Annotated in this window: 26 protein-coding genes; 9 read left to right on the forward strand and 17 right to left on the reverse strand. The window is 38.8% G+C overall.

Annotated features, from left to right (window positions below):
• Positions 1-19: 19 nt before the first annotated feature.
• The 4 genes from ABJG98_RS18505 to ABJG98_RS18520 form a co-directional block, all read right to left on the reverse strand.
• Positions 20-571, reverse strand: coding sequence for a DUF3124 domain-containing protein (locus ABJG98_RS18505; protein WP_348281041.1), 552 nt, complete (start codon positions 569-571; stop codon positions 20-22).
• Positions 553-1,137 (reverse strand): hypothetical protein, encoded by a 585-nt coding sequence (locus ABJG98_RS18510; RefSeq protein ID WP_348281042.1) that lies wholly within the window; start codon positions 1,135-1,137, stop codon positions 553-555. Before ABJG98_RS18510 ends, ABJG98_RS18505 begins: the two co-directional genes overlap by 19 nt.
• Positions 1,138-1,260: 123 nt before the next feature.
• On the reverse strand, positions 1,261-1,815 hold the full coding sequence (locus ABJG98_RS18515) for a hypothetical protein (protein ID WP_348281043.1): 555 nt from the start codon (positions 1,813-1,815) through the stop codon (positions 1,261-1,263).
• Between the two features lie 4 nt (positions 1,816-1,819).
• On the reverse strand, positions 1,820-2,224 hold the full coding sequence (locus tag ABJG98_RS18520) for a hypothetical protein (protein WP_348281044.1): 405 nt from the start codon (positions 2,222-2,224) through the stop codon (positions 1,820-1,822).
• 295 nt (positions 2,225-2,519) lie between these two features.
• On the opposite strand from ABJG98_RS18520, the gene ABJG98_RS18525 reads away from it, so the two are divergent.
• Positions 2,520-2,921 carry a response regulator gene (locus ABJG98_RS18525; protein ID WP_348281045.1) on the forward strand — a complete coding sequence of 134 codons (402 nt, stop codon included), beginning with the start codon at positions 2,520-2,522 and terminating at the stop codon, positions 2,919-2,921.
• Positions 2,922-2,923: 2 nt separating this feature from the next.
• Here ABJG98_RS18525 and ABJG98_RS18530 read toward each other — a convergent pair whose 3' ends face one another.
• The 6 genes from ABJG98_RS18530 to ABJG98_RS18555 all read right to left on the reverse strand — a co-directional run bounded on the left by ABJG98_RS18530 (position 2,924) and on the right by ABJG98_RS18555 (position 8,529).
• Positions 2,924-4,450: a HAMP domain-containing sensor histidine kinase gene (locus ABJG98_RS18530; RefSeq protein WP_348281046.1), complete on the reverse strand. Its 1,527-nt coding sequence runs from the start codon at positions 4,448-4,450 to the stop codon at positions 2,924-2,926.
• Between the two features lie 37 nt (positions 4,451-4,487).
• Positions 4,488-5,273: a GAF domain-containing protein gene (locus ABJG98_RS18535; protein ID WP_348281047.1), complete on the reverse strand. Its 786-nt coding sequence runs from the start codon at positions 5,271-5,273 to the stop codon at positions 4,488-4,490.
• A gap of 57 nt (positions 5,274-5,330) precedes the next feature.
• Positions 5,331-5,750: a VOC family protein gene (locus ABJG98_RS18540; RefSeq protein WP_348281048.1), complete on the reverse strand. Its 420-nt coding sequence runs from the start codon at positions 5,748-5,750 to the stop codon at positions 5,331-5,333.
• Positions 5,750-7,375 (reverse strand): L-glutamate gamma-semialdehyde dehydrogenase, encoded by a 1,626-nt coding sequence (gene pruA / locus ABJG98_RS18545; protein WP_348281049.1) that lies wholly within the window; start codon positions 7,373-7,375, stop codon positions 5,750-5,752. Before pruA ends, ABJG98_RS18540 begins: the two co-directional genes overlap by 1 nt.
• Before the next feature lie 87 nt (positions 7,376-7,462).
• Complete coding sequence (locus tag ABJG98_RS18550; protein ID WP_348281050.1) at positions 7,463-8,149, reverse strand: YjjG family noncanonical pyrimidine nucleotidase; 687 nt, start codon at positions 8,147-8,149, stop codon at positions 7,463-7,465.
• Positions 8,146-8,529 carry a metalloregulator ArsR/SmtB family transcription factor gene (locus ABJG98_RS18555; RefSeq protein ID WP_348281051.1) on the reverse strand — a complete coding sequence of 128 codons (384 nt, stop codon included), beginning with the start codon at positions 8,527-8,529 and terminating at the stop codon, positions 8,146-8,148. The genes ABJG98_RS18550 and ABJG98_RS18555 overlap by 4 nt, the downstream gene beginning before the upstream one ends.
• Before the next feature lie 73 nt (positions 8,530-8,602).
• Between ABJG98_RS18555 and ABJG98_RS18560 the strand changes: the two genes are divergently transcribed.
• The gene (locus ABJG98_RS18560) at positions 8,603-9,220 is read left to right on the forward strand and encodes a carboxypeptidase-like regulatory domain-containing protein (protein WP_348281052.1); all 618 of its coding nucleotides are present in this window, start codon (positions 8,603-8,605) and stop codon (positions 9,218-9,220) included.
• 3 nt (positions 9,221-9,223) lie between these two features.
• Here ABJG98_RS18560 and ABJG98_RS18565 read toward each other — a convergent pair whose 3' ends face one another.
• The gene (locus tag ABJG98_RS18565; RefSeq protein WP_348281053.1) at positions 9,224-10,492 is read right to left on the reverse strand and encodes a dipeptidase; all 1,269 of its coding nucleotides are present in this window, start codon (positions 10,490-10,492) and stop codon (positions 9,224-9,226) included.
• Positions 10,493-10,707: 215 nt separating this feature from the next.
• Between ABJG98_RS18565 and ABJG98_RS18570 the strand changes: the two genes are divergently transcribed.
• Positions 10,708-11,442: a hypothetical protein gene (locus ABJG98_RS18570; RefSeq protein WP_348281054.1), complete on the forward strand. Its 735-nt coding sequence runs from the start codon at positions 10,708-10,710 to the stop codon at positions 11,440-11,442.
• Between the two features lie 54 nt (positions 11,443-11,496).
• Here ABJG98_RS18570 and ABJG98_RS18575 read toward each other — a convergent pair whose 3' ends face one another.
• Positions 11,497-12,924 carry an aldehyde dehydrogenase gene (locus tag ABJG98_RS18575; protein WP_348281055.1) on the reverse strand — a complete coding sequence of 476 codons (1,428 nt, stop codon included), beginning with the start codon at positions 12,922-12,924 and terminating at the stop codon, positions 11,497-11,499.
• A gap of 7 nt (positions 12,925-12,931) precedes the next feature.
• Complete coding sequence (locus ABJG98_RS18580; protein WP_348281056.1) at positions 12,932-13,708, reverse strand: SDR family oxidoreductase; 777 nt, start codon at positions 13,706-13,708, stop codon at positions 12,932-12,934.
• A 41-nt stretch (positions 13,709-13,749) separates the two neighbouring features.
• Here ABJG98_RS18580 and ABJG98_RS18585 point away from each other — a divergent pair, with 41 nt between their 5' ends.
• Genes ABJG98_RS18585 through ABJG98_RS18595 form a run of 3 tightly spaced genes read left to right on the forward strand, consistent with a single transcriptional unit; the run spans position 13,750 to position 16,870 of the window.
• Positions 13,750-14,280 (forward strand): 3-hydroxyanthranilate 3,4-dioxygenase, encoded by a 531-nt coding sequence (locus tag ABJG98_RS18585; RefSeq protein ID WP_348281057.1) that lies wholly within the window; start codon positions 13,750-13,752, stop codon positions 14,278-14,280.
• Positions 14,281-14,289: 9 nt separating this feature from the next.
• The gene (gene kynU / locus ABJG98_RS18590; protein ID WP_348281058.1) at positions 14,290-15,564 is read left to right on the forward strand and encodes a kynureninase; all 1,275 of its coding nucleotides are present in this window, start codon (positions 14,290-14,292) and stop codon (positions 15,562-15,564) included.
• Complete coding sequence (locus ABJG98_RS18595; RefSeq protein WP_348281059.1) at positions 15,554-16,870, forward strand: NAD(P)/FAD-dependent oxidoreductase; 1,317 nt, start codon at positions 15,554-15,556, stop codon at positions 16,868-16,870. The genes kynU and ABJG98_RS18595 overlap by 11 nt, the downstream gene beginning before the upstream one ends.
• Here the strand turns inward: ABJG98_RS18595 and ABJG98_RS18600 are convergent.
• The 3 genes from ABJG98_RS18600 to dxs all read right to left on the reverse strand — a co-directional run bounded on the left by ABJG98_RS18600 (position 16,845) and on the right by dxs (position 20,857).
• A complete protein-coding gene (locus ABJG98_RS18600; RefSeq protein WP_348281060.1) occupies positions 16,845-17,291 on the reverse strand; it encodes a hypothetical protein in 447 nt (148 codons plus the stop codon). The two genes, ABJG98_RS18595 and ABJG98_RS18600, sit on opposite strands and share 26 nt — an antisense overlap.
• A gap of 102 nt (positions 17,292-17,393) precedes the next feature.
• Positions 17,394-18,875 (reverse strand): transporter substrate-binding domain-containing protein, encoded by a 1,482-nt coding sequence (locus ABJG98_RS18605; protein ID WP_348281061.1) that lies wholly within the window; start codon positions 18,873-18,875, stop codon positions 17,394-17,396.
• A gap of 65 nt (positions 18,876-18,940) precedes the next feature.
• Positions 18,941-20,857 (reverse strand): 1-deoxy-D-xylulose-5-phosphate synthase, encoded by a 1,917-nt coding sequence (gene dxs / locus ABJG98_RS18610; protein ID WP_348281062.1) that lies wholly within the window; start codon positions 20,855-20,857, stop codon positions 18,941-18,943.
• Between the two features lie 146 nt (positions 20,858-21,003).
• Between dxs and ABJG98_RS18615 the strand changes: the two genes are divergently transcribed.
• The gene (locus tag ABJG98_RS18615; protein ID WP_348281063.1) at positions 21,004-21,771 is read left to right on the forward strand and encodes a segregation/condensation protein A; all 768 of its coding nucleotides are present in this window, start codon (positions 21,004-21,006) and stop codon (positions 21,769-21,771) included.
• Between the two features lie 50 nt (positions 21,772-21,821).
• Here the strand turns inward: ABJG98_RS18615 and ABJG98_RS18620 are convergent, their stop codons facing one another.
• On the reverse strand, positions 21,822-22,241 hold the full coding sequence (locus ABJG98_RS18620) for a nucleoside-diphosphate kinase (protein WP_348281064.1): 420 nt from the start codon (positions 22,239-22,241) through the stop codon (positions 21,822-21,824).
• A gap of 131 nt (positions 22,242-22,372) precedes the next feature.
• On the opposite strand from ABJG98_RS18620, the gene ABJG98_RS18625 reads away from it, so the two are divergent.
• On the forward strand, positions 22,373-23,383 hold the full coding sequence (locus ABJG98_RS18625) for a bifunctional oligoribonuclease/PAP phosphatase NrnA (RefSeq protein ID WP_348281065.1): 1,011 nt from the start codon (positions 22,373-22,375) through the stop codon (positions 23,381-23,383).
• Positions 23,380-24,276 (forward strand): FKBP-type peptidyl-prolyl cis-trans isomerase, encoded by an 897-nt coding sequence (locus ABJG98_RS18630; protein ID WP_348281066.1) that lies wholly within the window; start codon positions 23,380-23,382, stop codon positions 24,274-24,276. The genes ABJG98_RS18625 and ABJG98_RS18630 overlap by 4 nt, the downstream gene beginning before the upstream one ends.
• Positions 24,277-24,286: the final 10 nt, after the last annotated feature.

Raw genomic sequence — 24,286 nt, forward strand, 5'->3', positions numbered from 1 at the left:
TGTTTAGTGCTTTATGGACTTAGTACTTTATCATACTAGTTGATGTATTTCTTACCAGGTGCTGTCCATGTGTCGAAAAAGAGAAGCTTCGATTGCCAATAGCTGATAGCATCAAGCATTCAAAAATTGGCTCAAATGCCTGTTCCCTCTTTCTCCAATCAAATAAGAAATTAGCTCCAGATCCACCTTCCTTGTCCAACCTTGGAATGACAATCTCAACCGTTTCCATAGGCAGAACAAAAACAGGTGCCTTCACATAATTGCGAAGTAGTGTTCCAGTTGTTTCAAAGTAATCGGCGCTTGTTAAGAAAATGCTATCGGTTCTATTTGGATTTTTAATACTGATAGTTGCTCCTAATAATATTCTTTCCTGATCTGTATTTATATAGATATCGGAATACACTGACAAATACGTTTGCCCTGTGTGTAAAGAATCGAGACTCATTGTACCAACAGTCCTATCTCGCCAGTTTATATCTACTTTAAATGACTCTGGCTTCTGAACTTCACGATGAGCGCATGAAGAAATAAAGAGTGCTAGTAGAAAATAAATTATCCCTCGTGTTCCCATACTTTTCTTCTGATATAAAAATGTTCAACATGCTTTTTAATATTCTTCACCCTTCTGGTAAGTCGTTTTAGGTACCTATACATCACAACTTCCTGAGCATAAACTTTACCTCCGTATGAATGGGTGGCAAAACCTGCTTTGTAGTGATCAGAGTACTTTTCTATCCTAGATTGAAAAGAACACTGATCACTAAAAAATTCAGTAAAGTCATCTGAATTGAACTTACTATCCAGTCTATCCATGTGCTTCAGTATTCGAGTGATGGTGTGCTTTGAATGATTATAGGTAGTGGACTGCAAATCAGCCTCAAGCATATCGTGATATTCGTGAATTTGATCCAGTAAGCTGAATATCGTACGTCGATAGCTATCATCATTGCAGAAAATCTTAAGGTTCCTATACCTTGAGAGTGCCATCATCTCCACATCCAAGTTGGCGGAGAGCACTATTATTTTTTTTTCGACCCTGTATGGTTCTGATAAATCCACTTCAGAAGCAGAGGTAGCATACAGGTTCGCTGTAGCGAAAGAGAGAATTATTATAGCAGTAAGTGTTGTGGGTTTCATATATCAAATCAACGCACTACACCTGACTAGGTAAATAACGATTATTTCGGAATTTTTTTGCGTGAAATACGGAGGATTATTCTGTCACGCAGCATGAAGCAAATAATCTGGCAATTGTTTGAGTTACAGAACGCCTATTAAATATCCCAGACCTAAACCGATGGCTCCAACTACTATTTTATCGGTCAGTCCATTCCACCATATTCCTCTTATTTCTTGCTTTAGGCGCTTAATTGTATGATCCATTTCGCCGATCTGCTTTTTCAAATCTTGATTATTTTTTGCCAGCTCAGAATTGTTTTGCTTGAGAGATGAAAGGTTTACATCTAGATCGTTTAGTATCTGTTCCAGATCTACATCTGCCTCTGCAGATGACGCTTCCATACGTTTGAGAAGCTTTCCTACAAGCTTTTCTACCTCTTTAACCTTTTCGAGCAAATCTTGATTAATTGTTTTAAGCTCAGCGTTAATTTTTCGTGTGCTTTCCAGCTGATCCAGCTTTTCGTTCAACAAAATCGCTCTTTCTCGGCTGATTAAGTAAGCAGTATCGGCTTGAATTCGCACTAAATCTCCTTTCTTTAAAACTAATTTCTGATCGGAGTTTCGAAACTTAATTTCCTGACCTGTAAGAAAGAAGGAAAATAACATGAATAAGAAAGATAAATAGTGAGTTCTCATAATACTAAAATCTAAGGCTGTCAATATTGACTGTGTCCGGTGGAATTGATACATCAATAGTATCATACGCATTGACCAAATTGCCCAGTTCGCTACGGATTTTGCTTAAACTGGCATTTTGTGCATTTGATATTTTTGCCAATTTTTCTTTGAATTGAGAAATTTGAGTTCTTGTTGTGCTGAATTCTCCATATAAATCCACATATTTTTTTTCTAGCTCCTTATACTCATTCTCTACTGCCTGTAGCGTGTCAATCCTTAACTCAAGATCTTTGGTTATTTTTCTTGCTTCCTTTAATGAGGTTCTTCCAAACAAAATATTGAGTCCGAGTGCTAAGGCCAATCCAACTACAACGACTGTTTGCCATTTAATTTGCTTAAAGGCATTGATGTTAAAAAAGGTTTTCATGGGTTGGTAATTAAAGATTAGTTGTGCCGCCTACTCTCTATTGATCCTTCCATTTTTTTGGCTTATTAAAAGTAACGTAATCAGCCTTATTTTGCACATTAATCTTAAAATGCTCTTAACAAATCACGGAATAATTCTATTAGTTAAATCGTATTTCCAAAAGTGATCTGATCAAAAAAAAGCCATTCAGCTTGATTCCGTCTGTCATAATCGAATTTTCATCAAAAAAGATCGACCTCAAAACAAATTTTACATCTGCTTTCTTAACTTTAGAAATCTAATTCATCGCTAACCATTGGAAACTTTTAAGAAGGTACTTTTAATAGACGATGATGATATCGTAAATTCAATCAACTCGGTAATCATCAAACACGCCAAATTTGCAAATGAGGTTGAGTCTATCAATAATGTACCTCATGCAATTGACTTCCTTAGTCAAGTCAAATCTGCAGGACAAACGCCAGATGTGATTTTCCTGGACTTAAACATGCCTGGCCAGGATGGTTGGGATTTTATAGAAGAGTATGAAAAACTCGGGATGAATGGCTCCACCAAGGTAATTATGCTGACATCTTCCATTTCTGCTAAAGATGAGGAACGAGCCTCTTCTTCTAAATGCATTACTGCGTTTATTTCTAAGCCGCTTTCTCCCGAGCTACTTGAAAATATCTACGAAAGTCATTTGGTAGAAAACTGAAATCAATTCAATCGCAAAGCAAAAGTTGCACCTTTCCTTGATTCACTTTCTACCCTTACTCCTCCTCTGTGATAATCAATAATTGTTTTAATGATATAAAGACCAAGGCCTGAACCATCAACATGGGAATGTAACCGAGTGTATGGTCGGAAGATTTCATTTTTATATTTAATAGAATCAAATCCTAAGCCATTGTCTTTGAAAATGATTGTTGTGTGTCCATTAACATTCTTTGACTTAATTCTAATCTGCAAAGATTTCTCCGGATCTCTATAGGCAAGTGAGTTAGCAAGAAGATGCTTAAAAATTACTTTCAATTGAGATTTAGGATAGTGTATAAGTGGAGACTCTGAAAAATCTTTTTTTATCACAGCATTCGAGCTCTTGATTTTACTTATTTGATTAGACACTACTTCCTTGAGGATTTCATCTATGTCTAACTCTTCTCCATCTGCGGACAATTCTTCCCGAACTTTATTTACTTCGACAAGAGAGGTTACGGTTTTCTCCAGTTGCTGATTTGTTTTTCTTGCATTGTTAAGAATAGCTTTGAAATTAGATTGATTTAAATTCTCCTTACCCAACATATCTAACAGAGACCCCAGGTTTGTAATGGGAGCTTTTAAATCATCTGCAGTACTATATGAGAAGTGTATAAATTGATCAATTTCAGCCTGCGAATAAGCCAATCGATCTGCCATATCATTAAAAGACTCTACAATATCACTGGTGATGCTATTTGAGCTTAGCTTGATCTTTGCGCTATAATTTCCGGCCCCGATCCTCTCAGCACCTGCTCTGATATCCTCTAACGGTCGCCATATGCGATAGCTAAATGTATAAACTGCTAATAGCGATAGTATGACAAAAAGTAAAGTCAGTGTGACAATCCATTTCATTGAAAGGACTTCCTCTTGCTCCACTACTTTTACCAACGCCTCAGTGAACATTTCATGTCGCATCAAAACACCTTCCACCTGCTTATTGAATTGATCTTCTTCTGATTCTACTCGCTCTGAAGTGAAAACCGCCTCTTCAATCAGCCCTTCCTCAAGTAAGTCAATGACCTCCAAGGCGTGTTTTTCGTAGCTCGTGTGATCACCCTCAAGTTTTTTTATGGAGAGAAGTAATCCTTTGAGCTTAATTCTTTGAACTTCTTGACTGGTTTGTTTAAGTGCGTTTGATACTTCCTGTTCAGCGTCTAAAAGCAGAATATCAACCAACTCAGCTAAATACCTAAATGTGCTATCCGCTTCTGCAAATCCTTGCACGGCTATGTCACTATTAGTTTCTAATTCTTCCGAATACCTGATTGCACGCTCAAATGCAATAGCTTGTTCTAATTGATTGGTTTCAATTTCAGTTAAAATCTCAATGATGGGTAGATCGATATTAGCGACATCATCAATGTCTTTGTGAGTAGCCACAATTCTTAGGAGGCCAAAAGCACCCAGTATCAAGATCAGAAAAATGATAAAGGTACTTCTGCGAAGAATTATTTCTTTTATTCGATTAGGTCTTCGGGTCATGGTGAATACTCGGGCGTAATTTCAGGTTTTGCAGCGACTAATCTAATTCAATTTTAGCGGTCATAACACGAATGGCATCATCTAGATTCATAGTTTCAATCTTTAGCTGCTGCAGAAGCTCCTCGTAAGTTTCTCTACTCTCCCAATTCAGTTTAATTAAATCAATCAATGCAAGGATAGTTGAAAGTGGATGCCTTATGCTGTGAGAGGTGTAAAATGCATGATCTGAAAGTTTCCGAGCCAGCTTTTCCTTCTCTTTTTCTTCACCTTTTAAGGAACTCACTTCATTCCGATGCAAGAAGTCTTCTTTTAATCGCAGCAATGCATCGTAACATTGACTAATCATGGAGGCTCCAGTAAGAAGGATGAGTTTGTCTTGATCGGTAAAGTCTTTCTTGGCTTGCCACTCGACAGATAAAATTCCAAAGAGTCGATTGTCATTCCAAACCTGTATGCACGCCCATGATCTTAATCTATTTTTTAATAAGTAATCAATTGCAAACTCTTCAAATTCAGTAGAATCATCATTACTCTCCACGTAAATGAACTGTTTCGCTTTTAGCTGCTCAATAAACGTAGGGAAGTTTGGTTTATCAATAGCAACCCCAGACGAGGGGCGATTGCTCTCCGTATCAAAAGATTGGATACCTTCAAACTCATCTTTCTCTGACCGATAAAGCCAAAAAGAAGCGCGATGTGCACTTGTTGATTTACACACCACAGGAATCAATTCAGTGACAAAGTCTTTGAACTTTCCGCCTTGCAAAGCTTCCGACCTGGTCAACTTTAAGATAGCATCTGCCTTGTGCGTGTTTTGACTCATATTCTAGTTAATGAAACTGAATGTATTGAAGATTTCTGAAAATAAAGAATCTTCAACCTACTTAGCAAATAGATCTTCCTCGTTCTTAAAGGATTTGAATTCAAGGGCATTTCCTGACGGATCCATAAAAAACATAGTTGCTTGCTCTCCAACTTGGCCTTCAAACCTGACGTATGGTTCGATTACAAAATCAATATTTGACTCCTTTAATCTTTTTGATAATGTCTCCCAATCTGACCAATCCAGTACAACACCAAAATGGGGAACAGGCACAGCCTTTCCATCTACAGGGTTAACCTCAATATCTTCCTTTATATCAACTTTATGTATGACAAACTGATGGCCATAAAAGTTGAAATCTACCCAACACTCAGAAGATCGGCCTTCTTCAAACCCCATTACCTCTCTATAAAAGACTCGTGTTTCTTCAAGATCTTTTACAGGAACTGCCAAATGGAAAGGCTTAAGCTTATTCATCATCCTAAAAATGGATATCTATAATTTGTTGGGGACACCAATGTCTCTTTAATGGTACGTGCGCTTACCCATCTCATTAAGTTCATCATAGCTCCAGCTTTATCGTTTGTCCCTGAACCTCTAGCTCCACCGAACGGTTGCTGACCAACGACAGCTCCTGTCGGCTTATCATTAATGTAGAAGTTCCCTGCAGCATTTCTCAGCTTATAAGTTGCTAGATCAACCGCATACCGATCTTTGCTAAAAATAGCTCCTGTGAGTGCGTACGGTGAAGTTTGATCAACCACCTCCAGTATTTGTTCAAATTTATTCTCATCATAAACATGAACGGTCAGTACTGGGCCAAATATCTCTTCACACATGGTTCTGTACTTAGGGTCTTTCGCTTCAATCACCGTTGGTTCCACAAACCATCCTTTGGAATCATCGTAATTTCCACCAGAGATGATCTCAACATCATTATCTGCTTTTGCTTGATCGATGTAAGCTGAAATTTTCTTAAAGGCGACTTCATCTATCACGGCGTTTACAAAGTTTGACGGGTCTTCAGGTGATCCCATTTTGATAGACTTAAGGTCATCAACCATATATTTTTTTACATCCTCCCAAATATTGGAAGGAACGTATGCCCTTGAAGCTGCGCTGCATTTTTGTCCCTGGTATTCAAAAGCACCTCTTATTAATCCCGTTGCTACTTCTTTGGCATCCGCAGACTTATGAGCGACCACAAAATCTTTACCACCAGTTTCACCGACTATTCGAGGATAAGTTTTATAGGAATCAAGGTTTGCACCTATGGTTTTCCATAGTGCTTTAAATACCCCTGTACTACCTGTAAAATGTAATCCTGCAAAATCTGGATGATTAAATACTACCTCTCCGGCTACAGGTCCATCAACATATATAAGATTAATAACACCATCCGGTAAACCCGCCTTTTTAAATACTTCCATAATTACCTGTGCGGAATAAACTTGAGTATAGCTTGGCTTCCAAACTATAGTGTTTCCCAACATTGCGGGGGCCGCTGGAAGGTTCCCGGCTATAGCTGTAAAGTTGAATGGTGTTATGGCAAAAACAAAACCCTCCAACGGACGATATTCCATTCTATTCCAGACACCTTCTGAGGAAATTGGTTGTTGCATATATAGCTCTTGCATAAAGGAAGCATTGAAGCGAAGAAAGTCAATAAACTCACACGCTGCATCGATCTCCGCCTGATGAACATTTTTTCCTTGACCAAGCATTGTGGCTGCATTGATCTTTGATCTGTACGGGCCAGCTAAAAGATCTGCAGCCTTAAGGAAGATGCTTGCTCGATTTTCCCAAGTCATTTTCTCCCAGTCCTCTTTGGCAGCAAGTGCTGCATCAATTGCGTCTTTAACATTGGAAGCATCGCCTTCAGAAAAATACCCCAGTACATGCTGATGATCATGTGGGCAAGTCATTGCTATTTTATTATCAGTATGAACCTCTTGAGCGCCGATGTACATGGGTGCATCGATTTTCTTGCTATACATCTCTTTGTATTTGGCTAGTAGCTCTTCACGCGGTGCGGTGCCCGGAGCATAGCTCAATATTGGTTCATTGATTGGATCTGGTACGAAAAAATTTCCTTTTGGCATCTCTCTTTTGTTTATAGATAGGAGCGCAAAAATAAAGCGAATAGTTCAAAAATTTTTTCAAGCAAATGACGGTCGAATTCCTATGAGCTATAGTAATTTCAGAAGTTCCATGTGAGACTGAATAGTGAAGTCTGCAAGTGATTTTTTTCTACCGGAAGGATCGTAGAACACCGTCTTCATACCAAAATCTTTGGCACCTTGAATATCCGTTCGCGGGTTGTCGCCAATCATGATACTTTCAGATTTGGTTGCTCCAGCTTCCTGTAAAGAATATTCAAAAATTTCCGGACTAGGTTTTCGAGAATCAATGCACTCTGAGGTAACCATAACCTTAAAAAACTTTGTGATGCCAGAGCTACTAAGTTTACGATTTTGAGCATCAATGAAGCCATTTGTAATGATATGAAGCTCATATTTGTTGGATAAGTAATGCAGCGCAGTTAATGCATCATCCATCAAGTACGGCTTAAGTGAGCAATTATTTAAAAAATAAGATGAAGCCTCTTCAGACTTCACTTCATTAATACCTGTAGATGTGAATACCTCGTTGAATCGTCTTGTTTTGATATACTCACGATCAATTAAGCCATCATTATACTTTACCCATAACTTATTGTTTACTTCATAAAAAGTATTAACAAATTTTTTTACAGAAAGCCCTGATTTTGACAACTCTAACTGAATATATATCTCTGATAATGTCTCCTGAGCACTTCGATCATAATCCCATAAAGTATGGTCTAAATCGAAGAAGATGTGTTTGATTCCCTTCACCTATTATACTTTTTCGCCTCTATCTTATTTTTTGCAAGCGCAAGATTAGCATTCATTGTTTTATATACCTCCAAATCTTTTCGTAAAACCGGGTCTTTACTTAAAAACTCAAAAATCTGACTCACCATGTCATAACCTTCCTCCTTTATACTATAAAAAACCCATTGATCATATTTTCGGTAGGTGACCAAACCAGCATTTTTTAAATACGTTATATGACGAGATGTTTTTGTTTGAGTGAAATCAAGGATTGCTTCAAGATCTGAGATACAAAGCTCTTCCTGACGGTATAATAAGTGAATGATACGAGTTCTTGACTCATCCGAAAATGACTTGAAAATCTGGGTGCCATAAGACAAGTTGAAATTCTTGAGCCTCATTTTTTCACTACTTTTACCGAAGTTAAACTTTTATTGCCTAAAACACTTTAATAGATAGACAAAGGAACTTGGTTTGAAATATATACTGATACTTTCAATTTTTGTTTTCTCAATTGCTTCACTTAATGGTCAGGAACGAGCAGAAAAAGTGATCCAGTTCACTGGTGTGGTATTCGGTGCAGATAGTACTTCAGTCGTACCTGGCACTCATGTATACATTCCAAAGTCTGGCAGAGGCACAACCACTAATCCTTATGGTTTCTTTTCATTGCCCGTCCTGGAAGGAGATAGTGTTCTATTCAGTGCTGTAGGATACAAGAGGGCATATTTCATAGTACCAGAGCACGATAAAGAATCGAGTTTACGTGTGATTATTGCGTTACAAGATGACATTCAGTTTTTGGAGGAAGTTGAAATTCGTCCCTATCCAACTGAAAGTATGTTTAAAGAGGCGCTGATCGGCATGGAGCTGCCAAATCAAAAAGAGTATGCAAATATTTACCAATGGTTGAACAGTCAGGTGATGACAGAGGCATATTTAAATTTACCTGCGTCACCAAATGCTAATCATCAATATTACATGCAACTACAGCGACAGTCTTACATTAATCGCTACTCCCCCCCACAAAATCAATTGTTAAATCCTTTCGCCTGGGCGAACTTCATCAATTCACTCAAGCGAAAGAATTAACTCTTAAATATCAGACTGTAGCTCCTGGGCTACTTGCTGAACTTTTTTCCAAACTCTGAATGTGTTTTTGTAACAGATTTGCTCAATCTCCTCTGGAGAATAGCCTCTCTTCAGTAGCTCTTTAATTAAGTTAGGATACGTTGATACATCTTTAAGGCCTTTTGGTAAGCTATTGCCCACACCGTCATAATCTGAACCAAAAGCAACGTGATCAATTCCAACAAGGCTAACTACGTGATCGATGTGATCTGCCACCTTTTGGACGTCTTCGTACACCTCATTATCAATGGCATACTGATTCGCATATGCGGTGTAGATAGAGTCATCTGATGCCAGATTATTTTCAGCTCGATAGTTGGTAAGATCTTCTCTCATTTTGTCAAACTTATCTTGTGACTCTTTGGATAAGAAAGTAGATCCAAAGTTGATATGAATAACTCCACCATTCTCTGCCATTGCCATAATCAGATCATCCGGCATGTTTCTCTCAAAACCTGGTGTAAACTTTCTTGCAGAAGAATGTGAAGCAATTACTGGTGCTTTTGTAAGTCGAAGAGCATCGTATGCAGCACTATCTGTTACATGAGAGATGTCAACCATAATTCCCCACTTGTTCATTTCAGCAATTACCTCCTCACCAAATGGGCTTACCCCGTTCCAGGTATAAGTTGTATCATATGATGAATCGCAAATCTGATTATCTCTGGAATGAGTGAGAGTAATATATCTGATTCCTCTATCGAAGAAATACTTTACATTCTTGATGTCATCTTCTATTGGGGCTCCATTTTCCATTCCCATTGGTAGCGAAATAAGGCCTTGTTTGAAGTTTCCCTCTATATCTGCAGGAGTGTTTGCCATCGCAAACAGCTTTGGAAATGAAACGGGAACTCGAGAAACCATATCAATAAGCGAATCAGCAAAATCTTTCGCTCCACCCGTTTCCTGATATCTTGATGGAACATATATTGACATAAAAGGCGCATCCAATCCTCCCTTTTTTGCTTTTGGATAATCGAAGTTGCCTGCGGTCTCAACAGATACATCTTCAACCGTTTTAGTTATCATGAACCCTTTCACGTTCATTCGGTAGGGTAGATCAACGTGACCATCTACTATTATGAATGTCTGGGCAAGTGAATCTGCCATAGCAGTCAATTCCATGTCCGACATTTCTGCGATGCTTTTTGTCTCTTTAGGAGCAGGTGAGCAACCGATCATAAAGGCTGCTATCAGAGTTATTAAAAAAAGTTTTTTAGGTAAAAAATCCATGTTGTGTTTCAAATTGATTGATTTCGGCAAAAATACCAAATTGCATCTAGACCGTCGATGAGTAAAATAGGATTGCCCGTGTTACATTTTTTTGATATTTTACAGTCAAATGTGAAGGATTTAGGTTCTTCTTATTTTAATTTGATTCGTTGAGTTATTAAAAAAATGTGACATTTTTGTATACTGAGTATTACCGTATTTAATAAACAGACGCTATGACTGACCCTATTTCACCTGAACTACTAAATAATTGGAACACTTACGGAGGATATCTAGCCATGGCTGTGGCTGGTGTTGGAGTGTTGATACTGATAGGACACTATCTGAAATTGCTCGCGACAGGAGACTTCAAGACAAGGTATGACTACATCAACATGCATGAGATCAATATGCTATGGAATGGAGCATTGCTTATCATCGTAGGTGGTACGCTTTACTTTAACACCATATTTGGTGAGTCTACTTGGTTATGGTTCTTTGTGCGATTGTTCATGAGCTCGATGTTCGCGGTAATACTTGGAGTGATCATTCAAAACGTTTTGAAGTTCTATTATCCATTCTTCATTGAGAAGCGTCTAAAAAAGCTTAGATATAGCCCAAGAACTTCTCCTGACGGAAGAAAAATGAAACTTCTTAGTGAGGAAGAAGAAGATGTTTATCTAGATGAAGGTATGCAAGCTGAGGAAGATGCTTTCTCTGTTGATTACGATGTATGGATAGATGAGCAGTCTGGATTTACTAAGATTGAAAAATACAATGGTAGACTACATGCACTTCAGTGCAACAATTGTAACTATCAGACTTTGAAAGTTGACCGAGAAGAGGTAATTCAAACCGCTACAGAAACTGAAGAAGGTGAACTGATGAAATATTATGCTTGCGGATATTGTGGACATAAAGAAAGAAAGTCTTTTAAAATCGCAATGCTAAAGTCCGGAGAGACTGCTTAATTAGTAAAAACCGAATAGAATTTACCCTGACATATGTCAGGGTTTTTTTATGCCTTATAGTTTTATGCAAACGTTCTGAGCTTCGGAAAAAAATCTTAATGCTTCATTGCCCCCCTCTCTTCCTATTCCAGAATCTTTCATTCCACCAAATGGAGTTCTCAAGTCCCGAATCAGCCAACAATTCACCCAAATAATTCCAGACTGCACAGCGTGTGAAACGCGATGTGCGCGTTTTAGATCTGAAGTCCAGAGTGTACATGAAAGCCCATATCGGGTGGAGTTAGCAATGTCTATGGCTTCCTCTTCCGATTGGAATCTATTGAGTGTAACTACCGGTCCAAATATCTCTTCCATGTTGGTTCTGCAATGCTCGTCTAACCCCTCAATAACAGTAGGCTCATAATAATAACCTTCTTTTTCAATACGCTTCCCGCCATGAAGGATTGTCCCACCTTCTTCCAAAGCCAATCTCACGTATGAATCTACTTTATTGAGATGCTCCTCAGATACTAATGCCCCAAGGTTTGAATTGGTATCCATCGGATCTCCAACTATTAGTTTCCTACACTCCTCTAGGAATTTTGTCTTGAATTTCTCATAAATCGAATCCTCTATTAAAATCCTTGAGCCACATAGACATATTTCTCCCTGATTTGTAAAAGAGCTTTTAACACTTGTCTTTGCCGCTTCGTCTAAGTCACAATCCGCAAAAATGATGTTTGGATTTTTTCCTCCCAGCTCAAGCGATACCTTTTTGAATTGCTGAGAGGCAGTGGCTCCTACAATCTTTCCGGTAGCTGTTCCTCCTGTAAATGAAATAGCCTTTGTGGATTTATGCTCCACAATTGCTTGACCAATTCCTTTTCCCTCACCATGAAGAATATTTAGAACGCCAGGAGGCATGCCCGCTTCATTCGCAAGTCTGCCAAGTAAAAAAGCGGTCATAGGTGTCAGCTCAGACGGTTTGGCCACCACACAATTTCCCATAGCAAGCGCTGGGGCTATTTTCCATGAAAAGAGGTATAGAGGCAAATTCCATGGAGAGATACACCCAACGATGCCAATTGGAGCTCTACGGGTATAGTTAACCATGAAGCCTTCAGAAACCTGAGCTTCAGTCGAAAAATTGACAATAGCTGAGGCATAAAATCTAAAATTTGTGCTCGCTCTTGGTATATCTACTGCTTTAGCCAACCACAGCGGTTTGCCGTTATCCCGGCTTTCCATAAGCGCAAAATCGTCAAGGTTTGTTTCTATTAGGTCTGCCAGCTTATGAAGGATCCTACTACGCTTATCAACTGACATTGTGCTCCAAACTGGAAAAGCTATTTTGGCCGCCTTAATGGCCTCTTCCAAGTCTTCTTGAGTAGAGTTAGGTATTTGAGAAAAAACTTTTCCTGTGCCCGGCTCTACATTATCTATGTACTTCCCTTTGATTGGATCAACATAATTACCATTAATGAAATTCTTAACTTTCTGCATATCATTTTTAAATTGATCCTGTTCTGCCCCCATCTATTCGTAGACTTGTACCATTGATATAACCACCACTATTGCTGCATAGCAATCCAGCGTATGCGGCTATTTCAGAAGGTTCTCCAAATCTTCCCGCCGGTATTGTTTTTTTCATTTCTGCTTCTACCTCAGCTTCAGTTTTACCTTGACTTTTCGATTTGCCTGCAACCAGGCTTTCTATTCTTGAGGTATTAATAAACCCTGGTAAAATATTATTCACAGTAATGCCAAATTGTCCAAGCTCATTGGCAAGGGTTTTGGACCAAGAAGCCATCGCGCCTCTCACGGTATTACTTACTCCCAATCCTGGTATAGGTACTTTGACAGAGGTAGAAATAATATTAACAATTCTTCCAAAATTGATCTCTTTCATACCAGGAAGTAAAAGCTGCACTAACGTGTGGCTCACATGCAGATGCCTTCTCATTGCTATTTCAAATGCTAAAAGGTCTGCTCCTACAAGAGATCCTGGTGACGGACCTCCTGTGTTATTTACAAGTATATGGTAAGCTCCATTATTAAGTCCTTTCTTCACTTCTCTTTCAACTGCCTTTAGGTCATCAAAATCTGCTACCAGATAGTCGTGATCTCCTGGTGAAAGCTCCTGTAACCCTTTTTTTAATGACGCTTCATTACGAGCAAACAATGTGACTTTTGCACCCATTTCGCTCAGTTCTTTTGCGATAGCAAGTCCCATCCCTTGTGAACTACCGCAAACTAAAGCTCTTCTTCCTTTCAGGTCTAAATCCATAAATTTTTCCTAACTTTTCTTCAAAAATAAACATCTCTGACATGGCGCTAAAAAGACCCTTCAACTTGCAAAAATGGATCGATGAAAATCGGGACCTTCTTAAACCTCCTGTAGGGAATAAAAACCTGTACAAGGAAGCGGGAGACTATATAGTTATGATTGTAGGTGGCCCGAATGCGCGTAAGGATTATCATTATAATGAAACAGAAGAACTCTTTTACCAACTCGAAGGAGATATAGAGGTGACCATTCAGGAAGATGGAAAAGCAGTGAAAGTGCCCATAAAAGAGGGGGAAATGTACCTGCATCCTGCAAAAGTGCCGCATTCTCCGGCAAGGCCCGAGAATACGGTTGGTCTAGTTATTGAAAGAAAAAGGGAAGATGGTCATACGGACGGATTGATGTGGTTTTGTGATCATTGCAACCATAAGCTGCATGACACATATTTCCATTTAGAGGATGTTGAAAAAGATTTTCAACCAAGATTTCGTGAATTTTTCAATTCTGAAGAGTTAAGAACTTGCGATAATTGCGGTGAAACAATGGAAACAGATCCAAGATTCACCGATTAATAAAACGTTTTGAAGGAAGAAGCACTTAGTAGAGCCAACGAGCTCGATTCATCAGATTCATTATCATCATTCCGATCGCAATTTCACTTCCCTCAAAGGAATGGGAAAGATTGTATCTATTTATGTGGGAATTCATTAGGATTGCAACCAAAAAATACATCAGATTTTGTTAATAATGAACTAAAAAATTGGCAGGAGAGAGGTGTAGAAGGGCACTTTACTGGTGATCAGCCGTGGGTGAGTTATCACCAAAATTCAAAATCTTCATTAGCCAAAATAGTAGGTGCATACGAGCATGAAGTGGTCGCTATGAATAATCTCACCACTAACTTACACCTAGCTATGGCTTCATTCTATCAGCCAATAGGAAAGCGAACGAAAATTCTCATTGAAAGAGGAGCTTTCCCTTCTGATTTTTATGCGGTCTATTCGCGAATACAGAATAGTGGGTTTGACCCGAAGGGAAGCCTAATTGAGCTAGACCCTGTAGATGGTTCTGACTATTTAAGTACAGAAGAAATCATTTCAAAAATAGAAGAGCTGGGAGATGAATTGGCTTTGGTAATGTTCCCTGGTGTTCAATACTACACTGGTCAATTTTTTGACATTAAGACTATAACAGACGTAGCACATAAAGTCGGAGCAAACGTAGGTTTCGATCTTGCTCATGCAATAGGCAACGTACCACTTCAGTTGCATCAGCACAATGTAGATTTTGCAGTTTGGTGTACGTATAAATATTTGAATTCGGGGCCAGGCGGTGTAGGAGGACTTTTTATTCACGAGCGCCATGGAAAGAATAAAGAGCTGCCCAGACTCTCCGGTTGGTGGGGACATAATGCAGAAGGACGCTTTAAAATGGATAATCAAGTAAATCCAATCCCGACTGTAGATGGGTGGCAACTCAGCAATGTTAATATTTTATCGCATGCCTCACATCTAGCCTCACTGCGGATATTTGATGAAGCTGGTATAGAAAATTTAAGGAACAAAAGTCTTAAGCTCACAGATTTTATGGAAGAATTGATCCTGAATTCTGAAGTGCTGAATGATCAAATTAAGATCATCACACCTTCTAACCATGAAGAACGTGGGGCACAGTTATCCATATATCTTGTCAATCACGGTAAAAGTGTATTTGAATTTCTTATTGATCATGGTGTGATTTTGGATTGGCGAGAACCTAACGTAATACGAGTTGCTCCCGTACCGCTTTACAATTCCTTTACTGATGCTGTGAATTTTGTTACCATTCTAGAGAAAGCAATACGCAATGAAGGATAAAATAAGCATAGTTGGAGCGGGCTTAGTTGGGTCCCTATTGGCAGTAATTCTAAAGCAAAAAGGATTTGAAGTTCAGATTTTTGAAAAAAGAAAAGATCCAAGAAAATCCGTGTTGACCGAGGGAAGGTCTATTAACCTGGCTTTATCTCATAGAGGCATTCGTCCTTTAAAGCTTGCCGGAGTTTATGAGACCATCGCTCCTTATCTGATCCCAATGAATGGGCGAATGATGCATGATCAAGCTGGAGAATTGACCTTTCAACCTTATGGAAAGGAAGGACAGTTTATCAATTCTGTGTCTAGGGCACAACTCAATGAGCTATTAGTTGTAAGTGCAGAGAAAGCAGGAGTTGAGGTGTATTTTGATCACAAATGCAGCGATATCGACTTTGAGTCCAATTCTATTTCATTTGAAAATCGAGAAAATATAGCGTCTGACTTGATCATCGGAACTGATGGAGCCTTTTCTGCCATTCGGAAAAAACTTCAGTTTACAGATAGATTCAATTTTTCACAATATTACATAGAACATGGATACAAGGAATTAGCTGTTGAGCCTTTGAACGACAATTTTAGGTTAGCACCAAATTATCTTCACATTTGGCCCCGGGGGAATTTTATGTTGATTGCCCTGCCTAATAATGACAAAACCTTCACATGTACCTTATTTTTTCCTTTTGAGGGTGACCCATCATTTTCATCTTTGAAAACCAAAGACGAAGTAGATGATTTTTTCTCGAAGTATTTTAAGGATGCCCAGGAGCTAATTCCGGATCTGACGGACCAATTTTTCTACAATCCAACTTCTTCATTAGTGACAACTAAATGTGAGCCATGGCATAAAAATCGAAGCATTTTACTTGGTGACGCTGCGCATGCTATAGTTCCATTTTATGGTCAGGGGATGAACTCGGGCTTTGAAGACGTACGATTGTTTGTTGAAATGGCAGAAAATATGAATTGGGAATGGGATAAAATATTACCTTCTTACTCATCTCAAAGAAAGAAAGATGCAGATGCTATCTCAGAGCTAGCGCTACTTAATTTTATTGAGATGAGAGATCACGTTGCAGATCCTGATTTTCTAAGAAGGAAAAAGCTTGAATCTCAAATACAGGAGAGATATCCAAAGGAATGGATCCCATTATATAGCATGGTTACATTTTCTGACATCCCCTATTCTGAAGCTTTAAGACTCGGTAAAATCCAGAAGAAAGTAATGGATGAAGTGTTAACTCTTGAAGAATCTGAGGTAAACTTCGAACAGATTATCGAAAGATTTAATGCTCTAAAGAAAGGCGACTAGACAGCTTGTCAATAGTACGCTGCTCTTCATGCGCTATGCCGTCGGCAGCATTTGCAAACAGATACATGGCTTCATAAACAAATTCCTTTTCACCAGGATGTTCTTCAAGATAGCTCTTGAGCGTATTTAGAAACTTCTTTTCCCACTTGTCTATATTCTCAAGCAAGTACCTAAATTCAGTCCTGAAAAGGGTTTCAATTTTTTCCGCATTGGAATTTGGTATCTGATCCAGATACAACAATGCCAAGCCTTTAGATATATTCAGTACGCCATCCCACTCTTCCGGATCCAACTTTCCATCACTCATACACACAAGCAGAGATGGATATATTTTCAATATATATGTGAATTGATCAATAGAAAGATCAGATTTTCTGGTTTTGTGATATTCTTCTAATAATATCTCATGCTGATTTTTCATACCAAGGGCGGATTTTATTTTGTAGCCTAAAGATAAAACTGTTTGAATACATACCACACTTTTAATGAAGTAACCTTACGATTTTTCAAGCAACGGGTGCTACTATTGAACAATGGCTTCAATCACACTCCCCTGGTCCAAGATTTCTTTATAGTTCTGATAGATGTCAAATATCTGAATTACATATTCAACTGGCTCAGAGCCTCTGCAATAGCCATATTCTACGACCGGATCATTAAAATACTTGGACCTTGATTTTTTTAATAGAAAGCCGCTTACATCTTCCCAACTTTGAATATTCCCACCATACTTTTCCGTCAATCTTACGGCATCTTGTAAGTGTCCAAGACCGACGTTGTATGAAGCTAAAATAAATTTCATTCGCTCATCTTCATCATCAATTTTCTCTTTCCATTGGTTCTGAAGCCATTCTAAGTGCTCTCGCCCAGCATATATATTTTGAACCGGATCATACAGATTTTTCACACCATAATCCCGACCTGTCCTAGGCATCACCTGCATAAGTCCAATTGCTCCTGCCCAGGATTCGGCGTTTTCATCAAATTTAGACTCGCGATATATCTGTGCTGCAAGCAGTAGCCAATCCCAATTTAACACATCTGCTGCTTCTTGAATTAAGGAGTCATAAGGGGAAATAGCTTCCCCTCTGATGGAGGAATATTTACTTTTTGAACGTCTCAAGGCGGATTTAGAGCTCCTGAAATATTTATCATAGATAACATAATAATCTGTTGTTTTCCGCATCCTTTCAATCCAGTCATTTAGCGCTTTCAATAATCCGTCTGCGTTTTTCCTAACACCCCAGGCAATTTGAGTTGGGAAGCTCACTGGTGTTCTAATATCCAGATTTCGATAGTACGTGGAATTAACCAGTGCAATGTCTTCCTCAGCTACTGTATAGTCGATTTTACCTTCAGCCACCTGCTTGATCAATGTCTCTGTTTCAACATTTGTATCTCCCGGGACAATTAATATATCTCCTCCTATTTCATCAGATAGATTGACCATTCGATCATAGTAGGAAGAATGAGGACGTACAACTACTTCTTTTCCAATTAGATCAACTGGATTTCGGATTAGATGTGCTTCTATTTCATGAAGTTTCATTTGCCTCCAGCTATCAGGCTTTCGCTGAATTAGTACTTGTCTCTGAAGATTGTGGTAATGAGTAAAGGCAATTCTCTTTTTTCGCTCTTTAGTTACTGTCAAATTATAGGCAAGAATGTCTCCTTCTCCGGTGTTGAGTTTATTGAAGCCTTCACCAATATTTTGAGTGATATTGATTCTAAGCTGTAACCCTTGCTCTTCGCAAAATAATTTTAAGAGTTCATATTCATAGCCCATGGTCTTGCCTTTGTACACAAATAGTCCTGTTGAACTGTTGTCCATGATGGCCGTAATATATCCTCGTTCCTTAATTGCATCTAAATCAAGGTCGACGATAAATTCATCTCTTTCTGGATATTGATTATTGCTTACTTTGCTTGAAGTTGATTGCTTACAGGAAACAACAAATAGCAATAGGGCGGAGAATAAAACGGCGGCTTTTGAATTACTCCTCATTTGTATCTCTTAAAATAAGAAAAAAAATTCTCTTTTTAGGCTTATATAGAGAGTGGTTTCGGTTTTTAGATCACAGACTCCTGATGCGCGATAAGCTGATATACAGCTCTCTTGATTGCTTCCGTGTCATATTCGCATTCACGATGCAACTGTGGCTGGTCACCATGCTCAACAATACGGTCTGGGATTCCTAATCTTTTGACTGAGGCCTTATACTCATTGTCAGCTGCAAATTCCAAAACAGCAGATCCAAAACCTCCCATAATACATCCATCTTCCACTGTAATGATTGATTTATGATTTTGGAAAATTTCATGAAGCAATTCTGAATCCAATGGTTTAACGAAGCGCATGTCATACACCGAAGGGTTTAAGCCTTCTTTTCTGAGGTCTTCTGCTGCGTCGAGTGCGTAGTTTCCAACTTGACCTATGGAAAGAAAAGCAATTTCTTCACCCTTGATCAATCTCCTACCTTTCCCTATTTCAATTTTCTCCATGGTTGTTTTCCACTCCGGCATTGTTCCAGTACCTCGTGGATATCTGATGGAAAAAGGACCCTTATACTCGCTTGCTGTAAGCATAAGGTTTCGAAGTTCAACCTCATTCATAGGTGCGGAGACTACCATATTTGGAATACACCTCATGTATGCTACATCGTAAGCGCCATGATGTGTTGGTCCGTCAGCGCCCGCTACACCAGCTCTATCCATACAGAATACCACGTGTAGGTTTTGAATGCATACGTCATGAATGACCTGATCGTATGCACGCTGCATAAATGTGCTGTAGATGTTACAAAACGGGACCATTCCTTGTGTAGCTAGACCTGCGGAAAACGTAACAGCATGCTGTTCTGCAATACCTACATCATATGCTCTCTCAGGAATAGCCTCCATCATTATCTTCATGGAAGATCCAGAAGGCATGGCTGGTGTAATCCCAACAATTTTTTCGTTTTTTTCAGCTAATTCAACGAGTGTATGTCCAAAAACATCCTGAAATTTAGGAGGCTGAGGAGTCTCATGCATTTTCTTGTTTATAGCTCCAGTGATCTTATCAAAAGTTCCTGGCGCATGCCACAAGGTTTGATCTTTTTCTGCCAGCTCATAACCTTTTCCCTTGACCGTCAGGCAATGAAGAATCTTCGGGCCAGGAATTTTTTTCAAATCCTCCATTACATCCACTAAATGATTTACATCATGACCATCAATAGGTCCGAAATAGCGTAGGTTCAGAGATTCAAAAAGATTACTCTGCTTAAGCAAAAAACTTTTCATTGAGTTTTCTACTTTGGCTGCAATATCTTGAGCGTTGGGTCCAAACTTGCTGATTTTGCCAAGCAGTTTCCAGATTTCATCTCTAACCTTATTGTATGTTTGACTTGTGGTTATGTCTGTTAAATAATCTTTGAGGGCTCCCACATTTGGGTCAATAGACATGCAATTGTCATTCAACACAATGAGCAAATTCGAATTACTCACTCCAGCGTGATTCATTGCTTCGAATGCCAACCCTCCTGTCATAGCTCCATCTCCAATTACGGCTATGTGCTGCTTATCGCTATCGTCTTGGAGGCGTGAAGCTTCCGCCATTCCAAGGGCCGCAGATATGGAAGTGGAAGAATGTCCAACTCCGAATGTATCATACTCACTTTCACTTCTCTTTGGAAAGCCTGAAATACCCTTATATTTTCTATTTGTATGGAAAGATTCCTTTCTTCCGGTTAAAATTTTATGGCCGTAGGCCTGATGGCCAACATCCCAAACCAGTTGATCTTGAGGTGTGTTAAAAACATAGTGAAGGGCAACAGTAAGTTCTGCAACACCCAAACTGGCGCCAAAGTGTCCTCCGTATACAGATACATTGTCAATAATAAAATCTCTCAATTCTTGACAAACTTGGGTCAGCTGTCTCACATCCAATTTCTTCAAATCGTCAGGTGAGTTGATTTCAGCTAAAAGAGGTCCTGGTTTAATCTCCATTTTTTCAGTATTTCTTCCAAACGCCACTGAGCTCAGATTGTTTGAAATAAGCTATCTATTTATCAAGATAGTTTGCAAAACTAAGCATTCGACAGAAAGGTAAATTAATCAGAGGGAAATTCCATATTGTAGGTAATTTTGAGTTTGTGGTAACGGAAGAAAAATTCGAAATAAAACTTGAGCTCTTCGAAGGGCCTTTTGATCTACTTCTCTTTTTTATTGAGAGGGATGAATTGGATATATATGACATTCCAATTGCAAAAATCACCAATGATTTCTTACAATATCTCGATCATCTCGAAAAGCTGAATGTTGAAGTAGCAAGCGAATTCATATTAGTAGCTGCCACATTGATGCGAATTAAAGCCAAAATGCTCCTTCCGCGACCCGTAATAGATGAAGAAGGTAATGAAATAGACCCTAGAGAGGAGCTCATCAAACATCTACTTGAATATAAAAAATACAAGTCCGTTGTTTCTACCCTGGTACAAATGGAGGCAGAGCGGCTGGATAGAGAGAAGCGTGGTAACCTAAAAAAGGAGATTAAAAAACTGTCCGAGACCATTAATGTAGAGGCAGAAATGCAGGACTTGGATTTATATAAGATGATGAAGGTCTTCCAAAAAGTGATGAAACGATATGAATTTGAGCAGAGTAAACCAATTCATAAAGTAGTTCAATATCCATATACAATTGAAAAGCAGAAAGCCAATCTTATGGAACGATTGGTATATGGTAAGAAAGTCTCATTTACAGAGATGATTGAAGAAAAGCCTGAAAAAATTCTGGTGATTTTTAATTTTCTGTCTATTCTTGAACTGCTCCAATTGAAGCAAATTGTCATCTCCCTTGGTGAAGGATTTAATAACTTTTGGATCGAGCGCCGAGACGAATCCGTAGCTGAAGCCAAATAAAAAAGCCTGTGTAAATAACAGGCCTTCTCTCTTTTTTCTGCAGAAATTACTTAGAATCTTTCAGTGGCAGCGAAAAAGAAGCCACCTTCTATTGCTGCATTCTCATCAGAATCAGATCCATGAATTGCATTCGCTTCTATGGAAGTTGCAAATTGCTTTCTAATCGTGCCTTCTGCAGCCTCTGCAGGGTTGGTAGCTCCAATTAGATTTCTAAAATCCTCAACTGCATTATCCTTCTCAAGCACCATCGCAATAATAGGTCCCGAAGACATATAGGAAACCAAATCATTATAGAATGGTCGCTCTTTATGTACCTCATAAAACTGACCCGCTCTCTCTGCAGATAACTTTGTCAACTTCGCAGCTTCAATTTTAAATCCTGCTTCTTCGATTATTTTGATGATTGCACCAGAATTTCCTGCAACAAATGCATCCGGTTTAATCATTGTAAAAGTCTTTTTTCCAGCCATTATTGTGTTTTTTATCACTTCTAAAATTCGCCGCAAAAATAAGAGATTATTAAAGAGTTTACTCAGCAATCGCTGGTTTTATAAATGTTACTAATTTTGCCGTTCACTTTTGCCCACCTTGGGCATTTTTTATGAAGGACACACAGGCGCTAAAGGACTTCTTACATACCCCTAGAAAGATCGTCATAACCACTCATGCAAATCCTGATGCTGATGCATTAGGATCTTCATTGGGTCTTCATCTTTTTTTGACCATACTAGGACAGCATGTCAATACTATCGTGCCTAATAGCTATCCAGATTTTTTAGAGTGGATGCCAGGTAATTCACTAGTTATCAATTATGAAAAGTCAAGAGAACAATCTGACAAGCTCCTGAATGAAGCAGAACTTTTATTCTGTCTTGATTATTCCGGATTCGGTAGGATTAAGGATATGAAGGGTGTTGCGTCAAGTGTAAATGCTAAGGTAGCTTTAGTCGACCATCACTTAAATCCCGAAATCAAGCCAGATTTTAATTTCTGGAATGACAAATCTGCCGCAACTGCTGAACTCATCTTTGATTTGATTATTAACTATGGAGGGAAGGATACTATCAATCAAGACATTGCAGAATGTCTATATGCAGGGGTCATGACAGATACTGGATCTTTCAAGCACAATTCCACAACGTCAAAAGTACATCGGATGGTTGCTGATCTTATTGATCTAGGCGCAGATGTGAATAAAGTCAGTCGCCTCATATATGATACAAACTCTCTTCATAGACTTAAATTCCTTGGTCATGCTCTTGCAGAAAAATTGCAAGTTATTGAGGATGCGCGGGTTGCATATTTTGTAATAGGAGAGGAAGATTTTAAAGACTTCAGACTAAAACAAGGAGATACCGAAGGTTTGGTGAATTACGCCCTATCAATCAAAGGTATGGTAGTTGCTGCTATCATAATTGAGCGTGAAAATGAAATAAAACTCTCTTTTAGGAGTATTGGTGACTTTGCTGTGAATAAATTTGCGGAAGAATATTTTAGTGGTGGAGGGCATAAAAACGCATCTGGTGGTATGTCAGAGCTGTCTCTGAAAGAGACTGAAAAGAAATTCAAAGAATTAATAAAAAAAGACATTTTAAAAACACGTATTAAATGAAAAAATTAGGATATATCGTTCTTGCGCTCATGTTCGTAGCATGTGGTAGCAATTCTTTCCAAACTGAAGGCGGCACAACTGTCACTTACCTGCAAAAGGGTGATGGAGAGACGCCAGTAGATAGTTTGGTCTCCATGTTCAAAATCAAATACACTACTGAGGAAGGTAAAGTTATGATGGATACGGACGAACCTATGCCACTTAAAATTGATGCAAATAATATTGCTGACCAAGGTGAGCTTTTGTCATGTCTTACCATGCTAAAAACTGGTGATAGTGTCAGTTTTGAGTTAACTGCATCTGAACTGTTTGAAAAAACGTTTAGAGCTCCCCTTCCTGATTCGATTGCGCCAGATAGTAAGATTAAATTTCAGATAGCATACGTTGATCAACTAACTGAAGACGGCTATTTCGAGATGGTAGCAAAAAAAGCTGAGGAAGCAGCTTCAAAACAAATAGTTGTAGACAATGAAATTCTAGATACCTATTTAGCTGAAAATAACATCGAAGCTGAAAAGACAGAAAGCGGATTGAGATACGTTATTACTGAAGAAGGTAGTGGATCTAAGCCAGAGCAAGGACAGGCTGTAAGTGTGAACTATACAGGGTGGGTTCTTAATGGTGATTATTTTGATTCTAGCAATAAGGAGATTGCGATCGAAAAAGGATTATATGATCAAAGACGAGAACCATATGTACCTTATACATTCCCACTTGGGCAAAATCAGGTGATCAAAGGATGGGACGAGGCAATTGCTTTGTTAAACGAGGGCGCTAAAGCAAGAATTTATGTACCCAGCACTCTTGCATACGGTAGCAGAGACAGAAGCCCAATCATCCGAGCAAACTCGATTTTGGTTTTTGACGTAGAGTTAGTAGAAATAGGAGATTAGTAGAAATAAG

This window comes from Ekhidna sp. (assembly GCF_039960695.1).
In the GTDB taxonomy this organism is placed as follows: Bacteria; Bacteroidota; Bacteroidia; order Cytophagales; family Cyclobacteriaceae; genus Ekhidna.